Source organism: Streptosporangium sp. NPDC002544 (assembly GCF_040295965.1).
In the GTDB taxonomy this organism is placed as follows: Bacteria; Actinomycetota; Actinomycetes; order Streptosporangiales; family Streptosporangiaceae; genus Streptosporangium.
Window position 1 is genome coordinate 216,341 of record NZ_JBEOWJ010000007.1, and the last position, 15,074, is coordinate 231,414.

General features: G+C 63.9%; 7 protein-coding genes. 3 read left to right on the forward strand and 4 right to left on the reverse strand.

Features of this window, described 5'->3' with window-relative positions; genetic code table 11:
* Positions 1–6: 6 nt before the first annotated feature.
* The 4 genes from ABT061_RS13065 to ABT061_RS13080 all read right to left on the reverse strand — a co-directional run bounded on the left by ABT061_RS13065 (position 7) and on the right by ABT061_RS13080 (position 4,889).
* Positions 7–984: a DNA cytosine methyltransferase gene (locus tag ABT061_RS13065; protein ID WP_350915910.1), complete on the reverse strand. Its 978-nt coding sequence runs from the start codon at positions 982–984 to the stop codon at positions 7–9.
* Between the two features lie 70 nt (positions 985–1,054).
* The gene (locus ABT061_RS13070; protein ID WP_350915912.1) at positions 1,055–1,882 is read right to left on the reverse strand and encodes a DUF6339 family protein; all 828 of its coding nucleotides are present in this window, start codon (positions 1,880–1,882) and stop codon (positions 1,055–1,057) included.
* A complete protein-coding gene (locus ABT061_RS13075; RefSeq protein ID WP_350915914.1) occupies positions 1,879–2,811 on the reverse strand; it encodes a hypothetical protein in 933 nt (310 codons plus the stop codon). The genes ABT061_RS13070 and ABT061_RS13075 overlap by 4 nt, the downstream gene beginning before the upstream one ends.
* Complete coding sequence (locus ABT061_RS13080) at positions 2,808–4,889, reverse strand: helix-turn-helix domain-containing protein (protein ID WP_350915916.1); 2,082 nt, start codon at positions 4,887–4,889, stop codon at positions 2,808–2,810. The genes ABT061_RS13075 and ABT061_RS13080 overlap by 4 nt, the downstream gene beginning before the upstream one ends.
* 439 nt (positions 4,890–5,328) lie before the next feature.
* On the opposite strand from ABT061_RS13080, the gene ABT061_RS13085 reads away from it, so the two are divergent.
* The 3 genes from ABT061_RS13085 to ABT061_RS13095 are packed head-to-tail and all read left to right on the forward strand — an operon-like array spanning position 5,329 to position 15,072.
* Positions 5,329–10,020, forward strand: a complete 4,692-nt coding sequence (locus ABT061_RS13085; RefSeq protein ID WP_350915918.1) for a DEAD/DEAH box helicase — start codon at positions 5,329–5,331, stop codon at positions 10,018–10,020.
* Positions 10,017–11,888, forward strand: a complete 1,872-nt coding sequence (locus tag ABT061_RS13090) for a UvrD-helicase domain-containing protein (RefSeq protein WP_350915919.1) — start codon at positions 10,017–10,019, stop codon at positions 11,886–11,888. Before ABT061_RS13085 ends, ABT061_RS13090 begins: the two co-directional genes overlap by 4 nt.
* Positions 11,872–15,072, forward strand: coding sequence for a helicase-related protein (locus ABT061_RS13095; RefSeq protein ID WP_350915921.1), 3,201 nt, complete (start codon positions 11,872–11,874; stop codon positions 15,070–15,072). The genes ABT061_RS13090 and ABT061_RS13095 overlap by 17 nt, the downstream gene beginning before the upstream one ends.
* Positions 15,073–15,074: the final 2 nt, after the last annotated feature.

Sequence of the window (15,074 nt, forward strand, 5' to 3'; positions counted from 1 at the left end):
GTCACCTTATCGAGGTCCACGGGCGAGTGCGGTAGCGATACGCCTGCCTACGGCTTCGGCCAGCGGAGGCGGGACTGCCTGGGCGACCTGCTTGTAGCGCGCGGTTTTGCCGCCGGTGACGACCCAGTCGGGGGACAAGCCCTGTAGCAGCATGATCTGTTCGACGGTTAGTTTGGGCACCCCGTGCCGGCCGAGCGAAGGATCAAACTCGAAGTCGGGTGCGGGGACGTCATCTCCGAGACTGTGGCCGTTGACCGCCAGTTCCAGCCACTGCTGTTTGGTGCGGGTCGGACCGAGGTCCGCACCCCCGTGGTTCTTGGAACCGCCCACGATCGTCGGCGCGACCCGATTTGCACGCGAGGCCCAGGCGTCTGCGAAGGGCCAACCCCGGCTCGCCATCGAGTCCCTTAACACTTCGCCGACGCTCGCCCCGGCTTCCGACACGGGTGAGGGCCACTCGAAGAAGACGAAATCATCCAACCTCATTGCCACGAGCAGGCAGCTCTTCCGGGTCTGGGGAACACCGAAGTTCTGGGCATCCAACACCATCCACGACCAGGTGTAGCCGAGGAGTTTCAGCTCTTCTTCGACGTTTGTCCGGACACCTACGAACTTGGGCATGAGTAGCGAGGGCGTGGTCTCCAGCAGGACGGCGCGTGGCTGCAGCTCGGTGGCGAGCCGGATCGAGGCCCGAAGTAGGTCGCGGTCGTCCTTCGTTCCTTGCTGCTTCCCAGCGACAGAGTAGGGCTGTGACGGCAGCCCGCCAGAGATCAGGTCAACGGTTTCGATCCCATGTTCGGCGCCGACGAACTCGTTGAAGTCCAGCTCCAGGACATTCCATCCGGGTTGGTTCAAGCGGAGGGTGCGGCAGGCGTGCGGGTCGTTGTCGATCACCAGAACCGGGTCGAAGCTAGCTCGTGCTAGGCCGAGTGCTTGTCCGCCGACACCTGCGCCGATCTCCAGGCTGGTGAACCGCGTGTCCATGCGTCGTCTTTCCCTGTGTTTCGATCTGTCGAGCATAGGTGATCTTCCCGGTGAAGCAATCGCCTCAGAGCTAAATCGGCACTTCTCCTGTGGCCGGGCTCTCAGTGAAGATCTGCTTGAAGAGTGTGGCCAGCACGTCCAACGACGAGTCCCGTGCCCGGCCGTCCAAAGGACCGATCGGCAATGAGTCGTAGGGCACCAGAACGCTGTCCACCTCCTCGATCCAGTCCCGATAGGCATCCGGCTCCCGAGGGTTGTCCGGGGCCAGCGCCTCGTAGGAAAGTGTGCTGCCTGCTGTATTCACGGCCTGGGCGAGCGCGTTGACCTGGCGGCCAGTGCGGATGACCCCCGTGCGAAGCAATCGGATGATTGCTTGAGCTGTAGGCCGATGGAGAATCACCTCCAACCGGAGGACGGTGTTCAGCACATCCTGATTGCCGCAGGCCACGACGGCCGGCTCATAATTCGATCCATCGCGGAAAAGTTCGGCCGCCCACCACAGTCGGGCGAACGCCTGCGAATGGAACGGGCCGGAGAACCTGACTCGCGACACCGTCGGTGGATTTCCGCGGCTAAGGTGTCGCCAATAGACATAATCGGGTGCCAGCCGTATGGCAAGGTAGTTCCAAATTCGGGAATCCGCTGCCTCACGACGGGTCAGCCGGAGGGTCGCGTGGAGAATCGGAGCAAGCCAGGCGTCGGCAGCAGTTCGTTCGGCCGGTGTGAAGCGTTTCACGGCTTCGTCCACAAGCTGCCGGATCGGCTCCGCATCCCATGATGAAGGCTCCGCGGCCTGGTCGATCGCGAAAAATGGTAATGGTTCGCCGTTCTCCAGCACACCGATGGTCAGGAATCGTGCCGCGGACTCATCCGGCAGCAATCCCAGCTTCTTGCTCACTCTTCCTCCGGCCCGGTCTTGTGCAGCGATCGAATCAATCCACCCAGGGTGCGCGGCAACTTCGCCTGTTTGGCCGCGGCATGTAGTACCTGGGGCTGAATACCGCCCACGCCTCGATTGACGATTTCCCGGAGCGCGCCCTCGGGGGAGTGGCCGGGAAACAGGTCGGGAAGCATGCGGCGAAGCACGAGACCGCGCCACCCATCCGGCCACTGGGCGTCATCGATGTGCTGAGCGGCTTCGTTGAACAGAGCTGTCCACATGCCTGCCGCTATCTGAGCCGCCAATGCGTCACGCACAGGGCGATCCGCCGTCTTGCCGCTTTCCAATACGGCACGCAAACCGTCGAATCCGCTGTTCAGATGAAGAGTCGCTGATTGGTCCGTGATGGTGACCGTCCAGGGGGCGTTTCGACACCACGCCAGCTCAGGATCGTCGGCGAAGTTCGTCCATCGGGTTTCGATAGACTCCTTTCGAGCCGCAGAATGGGCACGAAGGTCGATAATCCACGGTCGTTCGACTGTCGCGATCACCCGTCCGGGCTCGTCGTCCACGGTCGCCACGAGCTGGCCGGAGAGCTGCACCCGGCCGATGTGGTCGTCGCGGTGAAGGTTGATCTCGCCGGTCCATTCGCCCGGTTGACCCATCATGAGCTTGACTGCCGTGTGAGTGTTGGTGGCGCGCTCCGAGACGGTCGCGAGAAACGCCACGCTGTACCAGGGATTTGCCTCCAGTTCGTGTCTCGGCACGTTGACCCGTAGCGCGAGCCGTACGACAGACCAGTCTGCGTCGCCGTGCACATGGAGGCCAATGGAGCGGTCCTGCTCAGAGATCACGCTGTACGGCAAAGCCACGTCGTTGAGTCGCACCTCGCGAATGCTCATGGTGACCTCCCCGGCGAGCACCGAGTAGGGCATGATCCGCTTCATCGGCTACCATCCTTGGCCTGAATCAGGTTCACCTCGGCGACCAGCATGCGCCCGGCCGCGGGATGGCTGGTTACTTCGCTTACCCCGGTGAAGACCGCGATGCGCTCTCTCGGTGAGCAGAGCAGGATGTCGCCACTGACCTCGCAGTTCGACTCGGCCGACAGTGACGCCCAGCGGGCTTCGGGTTTGGGGCCGGAGCGGGTGGCGAAGCGCAAGAGCGGACGAAGCACCCACGGATCTTCCCGCTCCGGCAGCTTGACCTCGACTCTGATCCGCCAGGCGCCGTCCTTGTCGACCCCGCCGATGGCACTCCTGACCGTGGGATAGCCCTTGGTTCGGGGAGCTTGGGCGGGACCGAGGTCGGTCAGATCCCGCAGCACCGGCGGAGCCTCGCTCTCCCCGACCGGTTCGGCGGGCTTGACGGCTGTGCGGATCGTGGCGAGGACCGCTCTGCGGAACTCCTTCAACCTCGTGGTCGCGCCACGCGCATAGGTGGAGGTCAGATCCTCGGTCGGCTTCCAGTCGTTATGCTCCGGCGGCTCGGCGGCCCGAAGGAACGCCTCGGCCGCGCTCGCCCCGGAGTCGGCGGCCGTACCCGCGAGGAGTACCGCTTGGAACTCCGGGGAGCCGAGCGGGACCCCGGTCACGGGACGGTCCAAGATCGTCATTCTGGTGCCGCGCATGGCTATCAGCCGGTTCGGCTTCTCGCTGCTCTTGGCCGCGAGCGTCACCAAGAGCACCGCGCGATGCTCAACGGGCCGGTCGCCGGCGTCGGTCTTGAGCGGAGGCACAGTCAGAGGGACGGACAGCTCGACCACGTCATCGGTCTTGGCGAGCCGGGACACGGTGGTTCGATCAAGGAATGCCCGTACAGCTCGCGCCCGCGCCGGCTCGCAAACGTGGGGATCGACTCGCTCTTCGGCGATCACCTCCTTGTCGTCACGCAGCGCTCGAACGGAGACCTCAAGCATGGGTGATCGTCCGCTTCCGCCGACCATTGAAGCCCAGAAGTCGTTGGCGAGCCCGCGGACCAGCAGCTGGTGCATCTCCTCCAGGGTTGTCGCCTCGCCCGCCGGGTCGTGGGCGCCGACGACGAGGAAGCTCGTGCCCGCGTCGGAGCTATGTCGGGTGAGGTGAAGCTCCTCGATGGTGCGTTCGCCCGCCCACCACGATCGGGCTGCCGCTTCCCGCAGCGGATCTCGGTTTCCCAGCCAGGCGGGTCCGGCGTACTGGACGCCGTTGAGCTCATGCCAGGGTAGGTCGATTCGGCCGATCATGCGGCGTTCCCGCAGGCCCTCGTAAGGTTCGGAGAGGGTGCTGTTGACGATGACCAGGCCGAACAGGCTGGCCCCCCAGATGGTCGCCTTGCCCAGGCCGAAGGAACCACCGGCCGCGGCATCGGACTTGCGGCTTTCGAGTTGCCGGCGGACGACTGCGGCGAATCGACCGTCGTCGTACTCGGGGCCGGTCAACCCGTTGGCGTTGTAGTCGTCGATGCGGAGCAGTAGAAGCTTTCCGGTCTCGCGGAGTTCGTTGAGGCCATCGGAGAGGGTTCGGCCCACCTTGTGTTTGGTGTCACTGGCTGCTTCGATGTGGGGTGCCAGCTCATCCCAACGGATGGCTTCCTGGAGTCGCCGGAGCCGCTCGCCGGAGATTTCGTTCAGGGTGAAGCGGACGCGGACCGGTCGGGTGCGGTCCCACCATTCGTCCAGGCTGTTCTGGGTCGCTTCCCGGGCGGTGACGGCCAGGGACGCGTCGAAGGCGAAGGCCGCGGCGTTGCCGAGCTCCCGGCCACCGTCGGAGTGGGCGAGGCGATGGTGCCAGGAGACGTAACCGCTGGACTCGGGCGTCTCGTCCCGGGTGGCCGAGGCGCCGGCGGCGAGATCGAGAGCCTCCTCGATTTGGTGAATCTTCTCGATCCTGGGCATGGCACGCCCCGTGATCCACGCCGAGACGGCGGCCCGGGTCACGTCGAGGGCGCCAGCCAAGTCGGACTGGCTCATGCCCTTGCGCTTTAGCTGCCTGCCCAGCCAGGCGCCAAAGGCCTCGGCGTCCCGTGGGGTGCCGTCCTGCGTCATCGTGGAGTTCCTCCAGGTGGGCGGTGGTGCGCTTTGACACTCCACGTTACCGTTTAACGGCGGTTGACATCACCTTGGAGGGTCATTCCCTATGGGGGTGGGGTGCGTCAGCCGCGCAGGGTGTCTGAAGGGCCAGGGAATGGCGGTGTTGCGGCTGAAAGTTGAGAATTTTTACCTCTTGCGTGTCAGAGGGTGACTATGGAAATGTACTCTCTACTCCGACGGCGAGTCGATGCAAAGGCTCTTCTAGGGGTGATTTGTGCCCAAAACGGTCCAATCGCCCTGAGTTTGCTCTATCGGCATAAAGCCGTATTTAAGCATGTCCAGACAAAGGTGGCGGCAATGTGGTCACCCGAGTTCTGTTTTGCGTGCGCGAATTTCCTTCATGTCCGAGCTTCAATCCCCTTCAAGGTCATTTCCATCTTCGGGAGCCGACTGCATGAGCAGCGAAGAGCCCAGTGTCCTCCAAGTCGTCCTCGAACAAACCACCCGTGTGCTGGAGACCTACAAAATCGACCCCGGTCTCATTCAGGAGCATGCCAACGGAGAACGCCGCATCTCCGAGGGTGGGTACGGTGATCGCCAGATCTACGAGCTCGTCCAGAACGGCGCCGACGAGCTGAGGAACGACCCCGAAGGCGAGATCGCCGTGGTTCTCACCGAGAGCCACCTTTACTGTGCCAATCGAGGAAGCGCCATGACTCCCGAGGGTGCGGACACCATTCTTCGCATGGGCGTTTCGCGTAAACGCGGTGGTCAGATCGGCCGCTTCGGCGTCGGCGTGAAGTCCGTTCTGAGCGTCACCGACGTTCCGGAGTTCTTTAGCCGGGAGGGCGACAGGAGCTTCGGCTTCGACCGGGAATGGGCGGAGCAGGAGATCAGGCGAGTGCAGCCGGAAGCGCGGGAGATGGATACCCCGGTTCTCCGGATGGCACGCCCGCTCGATCGGGATCGTGCCGTTGCCGCCGACCCGGTGCTCAAGGAGCTGCTGAGCTGGGCCACGACCGTGGTTCGACTTCCGCTCAAGTCGGGTGCCGTTAAACGACTTGCCAAGGACATCGATGGGTTTCCCGCCGAATTCTCGCTCTTCTCGCCCCATGTGGGCACGGTGACCCTGGAGAAGCGTCTCAATGGTCAGGTTGCCAAGCGGCAGATCTTTCAGCAGGCCAATGGCGACCGCCGAAAGCTCCGGAAGGTCTTGACGGTAGGTTCGCGTGAGATCGACGAGAAGAAGGAGGAGTGGCGGGTCTTCACCGCGGTCTACGAGCCCTCATCCAAGGCGCTGGCCGAGGCGGGTGAACTTCATGACCGTCCCAAGATCGACCTCGCCTGGGCCGTGTCGGACTCGGTGGGGCGCCCATCGGATCGGGGACAGTTCTGGGCCTACTTTCCGACCAACTACGCGACCACTCTCAGGGGAATCGTCAACGCGCCCTGGAAGACCAGCGAGGACAGGCAGAACCTTTACGCGGGCAACCGGTTCAACGAAGAGCTGATCTCTGAGATGGCTAGGCTCGTTGTCTCATCCTTCCCGGCCCTTGCCCGTCCCAACGATCCCAGCGTCTATCTGGACTTCGCACCGGCACGTGGTAGGGAAGAGCCGCAGTGGGCGGCGACCGAACTGGTTGCCAAGATCTGGTCAACGGCGGCGACATTTCCGGTCTTTCCAGATCAGGCGGACGGCTTTGGTGCTCCTGGGGAGGTGCATGTGCACCCGGCTGAGCTGCGATCTGAATGGCTGCTGTGGTGGCGGGAGCACCCCGGCCGACCCACGAACTGGATCCACCACTCCGTGGAGAAGGCCGACTACCGTCGCGACGGGGTGAATCAAATCCTGAGGCACGCCGGTGTGGATGCCGCCACGGTCAAGGACTGGCTGGAGGCTCTCGTCGCCGATGGATCCCCCGAGGCCTCTGCCCGCGCGATCTTGATCCTCGCGGATATGAAGCGGCATGGCCACAAGCAGATCGAAGATGCCATGCGTGCGCGAATCGTCCTCACGGAGAACCTTGGGATGGTCGCGCCGTCGAACTCGGTGTTTCGGCGGTCCACCGCCGATGGGTTGGCAGACAACACCATCTACATGGACGAGAACGTCTACGCTGGCCAGAACGTGATCATGCGTGCACTGGATTCACTTGGCATCCACGAGGCCCATCATGTGGGGCGTTTCGCATCGGTTGTCGAGCGTGGCTTCGTGGGTTACACAGATCGCGACTGGTTGGCCTTCTGGGAGCTGGCGCGATTGGCAGGACCGTCGGGTGTACTGCAGGCATTCCGAGGCCGTGACATCAACACCGCCAAGGAGCTCAAAGTCAAGACCCTGATGGGCACGTTTCGGCGAATCCGTGACTGTCTGCTGCCCGGACGTGTGGTCCCTTCGGACGGATCACGTGACGGGCAGATCGCCGTCGATATGAGCTTCCACGGTCCCGATCGTGGGGTCCTGCCCGAGCTCGGCCTTCTCGACGGCCCCGTGGTCAACGTCGACCCCGATGGAGATGAGTGGTTCGCCGACTACAAAGAGGCGTACTGGAAGGCATATGTCGCCAAGCTGCCAGCCAGCGAGGCTCGTCCGACCCTGGCCAGGATGCACTTCGATGGAACCAGTCCGGCCGGCCCACTCCACCTCTTTACGACGCTCTCCAAGGAGGGACGCGCGGCGTTCCTCAAGGCTATTCCGGGTGGTGGCGTGGTCACGAACTGGACCATGCAGTCGGGAAACAAGGTCGCCAGTCGCCGTCCGATTCCTTCCCCGATTCGGTGGCTCTGCCGCCGTTACGGCTACCTGCAGACCTCCCGGGAATTGCGGGCGGTCCGGGAGTGCGTCGGGCCGGAGCTGAGTGCCCACAAGGCTATTCTGCCCGTGGCAGACGTCTCCCCGAGCGTCGCAGCCATGCTGGGACTTCCCCACGAGCTGAGCGGTCTGTCCGACGCCACCTGGACCGACCTTGTGGAAGAAGCCTCCAACTCCGCGGAGGACGCGTTTCCCGGGCAGGTGTATGCCCTCATGTTCGAGGTGGGCGCCAACTTCCCCGAGGGAGCGACCACGCGGTGTCGTGTAGGCGACGAATGGCGTAGCGACGTCGAAGACAGCAAGATTGCCGTCACGGCGGCCCGCAGCGAGTACGACGCGCTCGTCCGTGAACGCATCCCGGCGCTGCTCGTGCCCACGGACTCGCTTGCAGAGACGATGCGGGAATCCTGGGGAATGCTCGCGCCCTCGGACGTGATCCAAAGGGAGATCCGCCACGTTTCGCAGTCGGAGTCCCTCCCACTGCTGCAGGAGTTCCCCTACCTTAAGCAGCTGCGCGGCTCGCAGGTCGAGGGCTGGTCCACACTCAGGTGCGACGAGTTGGAGGAGATCATTCGGACTCCCAACGGCATGCGTACCCAGTCGATCGCCGCCGTCCCTTTCACTCAGGAGCACAAGGTCCTGGTGCGTCTGCCGGTCGATGACCTTCAAGTACTCATTCACGTGGATCGCATTCTCAAGCTGGGGCTGGGGCACGTCGCTTGTAAGGGCATCCTCGACAGGCGTGAGCAGGAGCGCAAGAACCAGCGGGTGCAGGAGATCCGCCGCACCGAGAGCCTGCCCGAAAAGCTCCTTCTCCTGGTGGGGGCCGAGGTGCTGAAGAACGGGCTCCCGGAGGGGCTTCTGGAGAGCGACGAGGCCGGCAAGGGTGTCGGCGCCGACGAGCGCCGCATCGCCGAGCTTGCGCACAATGCCTACGGCACCGAAGTCCTGCGGATCTACCGCAAGGACATCGAAGCCTCCTTCCCTCAGCTCTCGGCCGGTTTCCGGGGGGACGCGACTTCCACACGTGTCGTCAATGATCTCGGATTTCCCGGCGAATACGCGGGGACGAAGGCGGAGACGCTCCCGCCCGTGGAGAAGGTCCTGGGGCCGAGGAACTTCCCCCGACTACACGAGTATCAGGAGCGGCTGGCGCAGAAGGCCGTCGATTTGCTGAACAAGTACGACGCGCCACGGGCGATGCTCTGCTTGCCGACTGGTGCTGGCAAGACGCGAGTGGCCTCCGAAGCCATCATCAGGGTGATTAAGGAGAAAGGGCTCGGCGGCCGGCCCGTCCTCTGGATCGCGCAGAGTGAGGAGCTGTGTGAGCAGGCGGTCCAGAGCTGGCAATTCGTCTGGTCGCACACCGGGCCCAGCGAGCTGCTCACCATCAACCGCCTCTGGTCGGGTAGGGAAGCGGCTCCGGTCAAGGACGGTGCCCAGTTGGTGGTGGCTACTGACGCGAAGCTGGATGTGTGCCTGGACACCGCGGAGTACGCATGGCTGCGCAACCCGGCGATCGTCGTCATCGATGAGGCGCACGCATCGATCACTCCCCGGTACACCCGCCTCCTGACATCCATGGGCCTCACGTTCCGCGAAACGTCGCGCCCTCTGATCGGCCTAACCGCTACGCCGTACCGTGGCTTCAACGAGACCGAGACCAATCGTCTGGTGGAACGCTACGGCGGGAACCGTCTCGACGAGGGCATCTTCACGACCGGTGACCCGTACGCGGAGCTGCAGGATCTGGGGGTGTTGGCGAAGGTCGACCATCGACAGCTCAAGGGCATGACCCTTGAACTCTCGGCGGAAGACCTGAGGCTGGCAACCGCGTTCGAGGGCGCCAGGCTGCCCTCCACCGTGGAGGAAAAGCTGGGCCGGGACACCGAGCGTAACCAGGTGTTGATTCGGGAGATCCAAGTGCTTCCGGAGGACAGCCCAGTCCTGCTGTTTGCCGCATCGGTCAACCACGCCAAGCTCATGGCGGCGCAACTCAACGGTCTCGGCATCAGGTCCGCGGCTATCGACTCCGGCACCCCGGACGCCGATCGGCGCACGTTGATCGAAAAGTTTCGGAATCGGCAGATTCGGGTCCTGACCAACTACGGCGTGCTCGCCCAGGGCTTCGACGCCCCCGCCACCGAGGTGGTCATCGTTGCTCGTCCTACCTACAGCCCGAACGTTTATCAGCAGATGATCGGCCGTGGTCTGCGTGGCCGGAAGAACGGCGGCAAGGAGACCTGCCTGATCCTCGACGTCGCCGACAACATCGTCAACTACGACCGTCAACTGGCCTTCACTCAGTTTGAATACCTCTGGAGCAACAAGTGAGCGACGCCTACGAAGGCTTCCCCCCGCTCACCGCCGAGCAGCGGGCTATGGTCGAGCAGCCCGCTTCGGCACGGATCCTGGTCACGGCCCAGGCGGGCTCGGGCAAGACCCACACCCTGGTCCGTCGGCTGGACTGGCTGGTGTCGGAGGAGGACCTGAGCGCCGGGGAGATCCTGGTGCTTACCTTCTCCCGCGCAGCCGTACGCGAACTCAAGAACAGGCTTTCCAAGTACGGCGAAGCAGCCAGGTTCGTCCGGGTGCAGACCTTCGACTCCTGGGCGCTCAACCTGCTCACCCAGGTCGACGCCATGGGCGAGTGGGCAGATAAGTCATTTGACGAGCGGATCATAGGGGCGACGAACGCGGTTGATCGCGGGAGGTCCGACGAACTATATGAGCACGGTCTTTGTCATGTGGTCATCGACGAAGTCCAGGATCTGGTCGGTGAGCGTCGAGACCTGGTGGAGGCGCTGCTCGACCGCTATGACTGCGGGTTCACCGTGGTCGGCGACCCTGCCCAATCCATCTACGGCTTCACAGTCCGGGACCCGAGGGCGCGTAGCCAGGAAACGAACCGGTTCTTCGAATGGCTTCGCCGCACCTTTCGTGAGGACCTGATTGAGCTGACCCTGACCGAGAACTTCCGGGCGAGGACGGACGAGGCCAAGGCCGCCCTGAAATTCGGGCCGCGCCTGCGGGAACTGTCCGAGTCGGCCAATGTGGAGGGGGAAAAGCTCTATGACGACTTGCGGGTCACGCTTAACGGCGTCATGGACTTCGGCGACCTCGACGAGCTGGCTGCGGACGCGCTGAGAAGTTACGGCGGATTCACAGCGATCTTGTGTCGGACGAACGGCCAGGCACTGCTGATCTCCGAGAGGCTCCGTACCCTCGGGGTTCCGCACCGCCTGCAGCGCTCGGCCCGTGATCGGGCCGTCCCGGCCTGGCTAGGGGAGCTCATGGCCAAGTGGGACTCCTCCACGATCAGTCGGGAGAAGTTCGACGAGCTGGTGGCACGATCCGATGCCAATCGGCTCTGGCGGCTGCTCCGGCGCACCGGCTCTGACAGAGGCTCGGATCGGCTGCTCGATTTGTCCAAGGTGCGTACGGCTGTAGCCGCCGGTCGCCTGCCCGACGAGTTGACCGCGCAGCCGCCGGCCAAGCTCGTGATCTCCTCCTTTCACCGGGCCAAGGGCCTGGAGTTCGACCGGGTCCTCGTGCTGGACCCGGGGTCTATGCGTGAAGGGCGCAATGGGGACGAGCGGGACGCGGCCGAGGAGGCGCGGCTGCTCTACGTGGCGATGACCAGGCCCCGTGAGGAGCTCTATCGGTTGGGCACCGCTCTTCGGTACGTCAAGGTGGACAAGCGCACCTTTCGCTGGTTCCGGCCCGGTCACAAGGGTTGGATGCGGATGGGGCTGGAGCTGCAGAGCGGGGATGTGCTTACCGAATATCCGGCGGGCACGGTCGATTTCGACGAGGATGCGACCGTGTTGCAGGACTACCTGGCGACAGCCGTAAGGCCAGGAGATGTGGTGGAGTTGGAAAGGTGCTATTCGGAGCCGATCGGGACTCTGGAGAGCCCTCCCTACCTCCTTCTGCACAACGGCAGGCCCATCGGGACGACGTCGGAGAAATTCCGCAAGGACCTTTACAAGCACCTGAAGAACGGCAACAACTACATCCCACGAAACTTTCCGGCGCATATCTCTGGTGTCCATATTGACGTGGTGGAGACCGTCGCCGGGAATGTGGCAGCGGGAATTCGTGCCGGCCTCGACGAGCACGGTGTTTGGTTGGCGCCGCGCCTCGTCGGCCTGTCCACCTTCACCTGGGACAAGAAGGAAGTCGATGTCGAAGCGCAGTGAGCACTACGCCTTTCGGGCCGAGTTGGTTGAACGTCTCAGGCTCGACACGGTCGGCCCGGTGGGTGGCGAGGACGAGATCCTCAAGGACTCGCCAGCGACGACCTACGCCTCAGGGGTGCTTTACCCGCAGCGTCGGGACCGGGAGGTGGTGACCGAAGAGGCTATGGAACGCGACATCGACCTCGGTTCGGAGAACAAGGTCAAGGACGATGCCCCCGACACCGGAGTTTCCCTGGCCAACAATCAGGCTCCATCCTCGATGGGTCTGACTTTCGGCGTCGATCCCGACGTTTCGCTGGCGATCACGGTTAAGGTCACGGCCGCCGTTTACGAACCGGAGGACGAGTCTGGGCGTCCGGTGAAGGCCCAGAGAGCCGAGCGCCGTGCCATCGATGAGCAACCCCTTCGCTGGCGCCGCAGACAGCTCGACCTGGTGCCGGTCACCGTGAATGTGCTCGAACCCAGCCCGAAGCCCATTCCCCTGGCCCCCGGGTTGGAGCTTCGCGTGCGAGTGCGTAAGCCTAAGAACGGTGCGGTCGCCATCACAGCGGCACTTGTCAACACCCACGAGATGAAGCCAGGCGGCATCTGGGATGCCTACGCCTTCTTCCAGCCGAAGATTCACGTCTCCGGGGTCGAGGGCACCGAGCCATTCGTGGAGCGGCCGGTACCCGTGGGGGCGGATGAAGAAGAGATCAAGACCAACCGCCTGCTCTATCGCTACGCGCCCACGTTCGCCGTCGGGCACGGCTGTGCTGGCGACTGGGACTGGACGCCGCCCGCGCCGCGGGATGAGGCGCTGCTCAAGAGTACGCTGCCGGGGGTCGCGGCAGTCTGGAGCGAGTTCGTTCCGACTCGCGAGGTGTTGCTCACCGACTCCAACCCGGAGATCGATGACGAGGCGCTGCGCATGATTGATCTAGCGGACAAGCCCGACAATGAGATCCTGGCCGGACTGCGTGGACTGGTTGAGGGGTACCGGGCCTGGATCGCGGAGCGGGCCGAGGAGTCCCGGTTGCTGGGTGACACCGAGTTCGCCCAGGCGGCGCGGGATCAAATCAGGCTGTGCGAGATCGCCTGCGACCGGATGGTCTCCGGTATCGAAACCCTGCAGCAGGAGCCGCAGGTGATGGCCGCCTTCCGCTACGCCAATGAGGCCATGGCGGTCCAGCGAGCTCGGACCAGTTGGATCAAGAACGGACGAAAGGGAGAGCCGGAGGTCGCCAAGGGCTTCTGGCGTCCGTTCCAGATCGCTTTCCTCCTGCTTTGCCTGGACGGCATCGTCGACCCGGACCACCCGGACCGTGACAGGGCGGACCTGCTGTGGTTCCCGACCGGTGGCGGCAAGACCGAGGCCTACCTGGGCATCATCGCCTTCACGGTCTTCCTCCGTCGGCTGCGCAAGGGTAAGGCGGGGGGCGGTGTTACCGCGATCATGCGGTACACGCTTCGCCTGCTGACCCTGCAGCAGTTCGAGCGAGCCGCTGCGCTGATCTGCGCGATGGAGACCATCCGTGACGCGAGGCCGAAGGAGCTCGGCGACGAGACCATCTCCATCGGCATGTGGGTGGGCGCCGCTGCCACCCCGAACAAGCTCAAGGATGCCGCCGCCAACCTCAAGAAGCTCCGTGACGGAAAGGAGCTGCACAAGGAAAACCCGGTCCAGCTACGGTTCTGCCCGTGGTGCGGCACCCCCATGGGACCGGACGAGTATGAGGTGGATGTCGAGAGTTCCCGGATGCGCATCTACTGTGCTGACTCCGACTGTGAGTTCCACAACGAGCTTCCCGTCCATGTGGTGGACGAAAAAATCTACGTGGTCCGGCCGACGCTGATCATCGCGACCGTCGACAAGTTCGCCCAGATCACCTGGCGTCCCGAAGTGGCAGCGCTCTTCAACTGCGACCGGAAGGAGATTCCGCCGCCGGAACTGATCGTGCAAGACGAGCTCCATCTGATCTCGGGCCCGCTGGGCAGCCTCACCGGCCTTTACGAGACCGCGATCGACGCGGTCGCAGAAAGGCCCAAAATCATCGCCTCGACCGCGACCATCCGACGCGCGAAGGATCAGGTCAGGCGGCTCTTTGACCGGGAGGTCGCCCAGTTCCCGCCGGCCGGGCTCGATGCCCGCGACTCCTGGTTCGCGGTGGAAACCCCGGCCGAGGGCAAGGCCTCACGGTACTACCTGGGATTACTCGCCCCGAACCTCAGTCAGGCGACACTCCTGATCCGGGCCTACGCGGCGCTGCTGCACCATGCCAAGGTCGTCGAGGGCTCCGACGACGTCAGGGACCCTTACTGGACGCTGGTTGGGTATTTCAGCAGCCTCCGCATCCTGGCCGCGGCCGAGCTGCAGGTGGCCGCCGACGTCCAGGAGCGATTGAAGATGCTGGCCGAGCGGCATGAGCAAGTACAGCGGGCGGCGGACCAGAACACAGAGCTCACCAGCCGGGTCAAGTCCAGCGATATCCCGACACGGTTGAAGGAGCTGGAGATCAAGCACCCGGACGAGCGGGCCTTCGACACCGTGCTCGCCACCAACATGATTTCGGTTGGGGTGGATGTGGACCGACTTGGCCTTATGGCCATCATGGGACAGCCCCAGACCACCGCCGAGTACATCCAGTCGAGCAGTCGGGTGGGTCGTCAGCACCCGGGTCTGGTCGTCATGCTCTACAACGCGAACCGATCGCGTGACCGCTCGCACTACGAGAGCTTCGTGCCCTACCACTCGGCCCTCTACCGGCAGGTCGAGTCGACCAGCGTCACGCCTTTCTCGCCACGTGCCCGGGACCGGGCGCTTCACGCCGTACTAGTGGGCATGGCCAGGCTCTTCTATCCGGAGTTTCGACTCAACCGCGGGGCGGCAGCCGTGAGCGATCATATGAGTCGGATCGAGGAGTTGAAAGACGTGATCTTGGCCCGGGTCGGTGCAGTGGACAAAGACGAAGTGGCCAGCACGGAGAAGGACCTCAACGACATCATCGCCAAGTGGGTCCAACTGGCTGATGACAACGACAAGCTGGTCTACGAGGCCCAGCCTCGCTTCAAGCGGAGCGAGCGTCGCAATCCCGACACGGCGCTGCTCTGTACACACACCGACACCGACCTCACCAGGGCGATTCCCACCTTGTGGAGCCTTCGTGACGTCGACGCCGAATCTGACCTGTACTTGGAGCGATAAAA

Coding starts and splice junctions, on each gene's coding strand:
- ABT061_RS13065 (WP_350915910.1), bottom strand. CDS start 984: ATGGACACGCGGTTCACCAGCCTGGAGATCGGCGCAGGTGTCGGCGGA.
- ABT061_RS13075 (WP_350915914.1), bottom strand. CDS start 2,811: ATGAAGCGGATCATGCCCTACTCGGTGCTCGCCGGGGAGGTCACCATG.
- ABT061_RS13080 (WP_350915916.1), bottom strand. CDS start 4,889: ATGACGCAGGACGGCACCCCACGGGACGCCGAGGCCTTTGGCGCCTGG.
- ABT061_RS13085 (WP_350915918.1), top strand. CDS start 5,329: ATGAGCAGCGAAGAGCCCAGTGTCCTCCAAGTCGTCCTCGAACAAACC.
- ABT061_RS13095 (WP_350915921.1), top strand. CDS start 11,872: ATGTCGAAGCGCAGTGAGCACTACGCCTTTCGGGCCGAGTTGGTTGAA.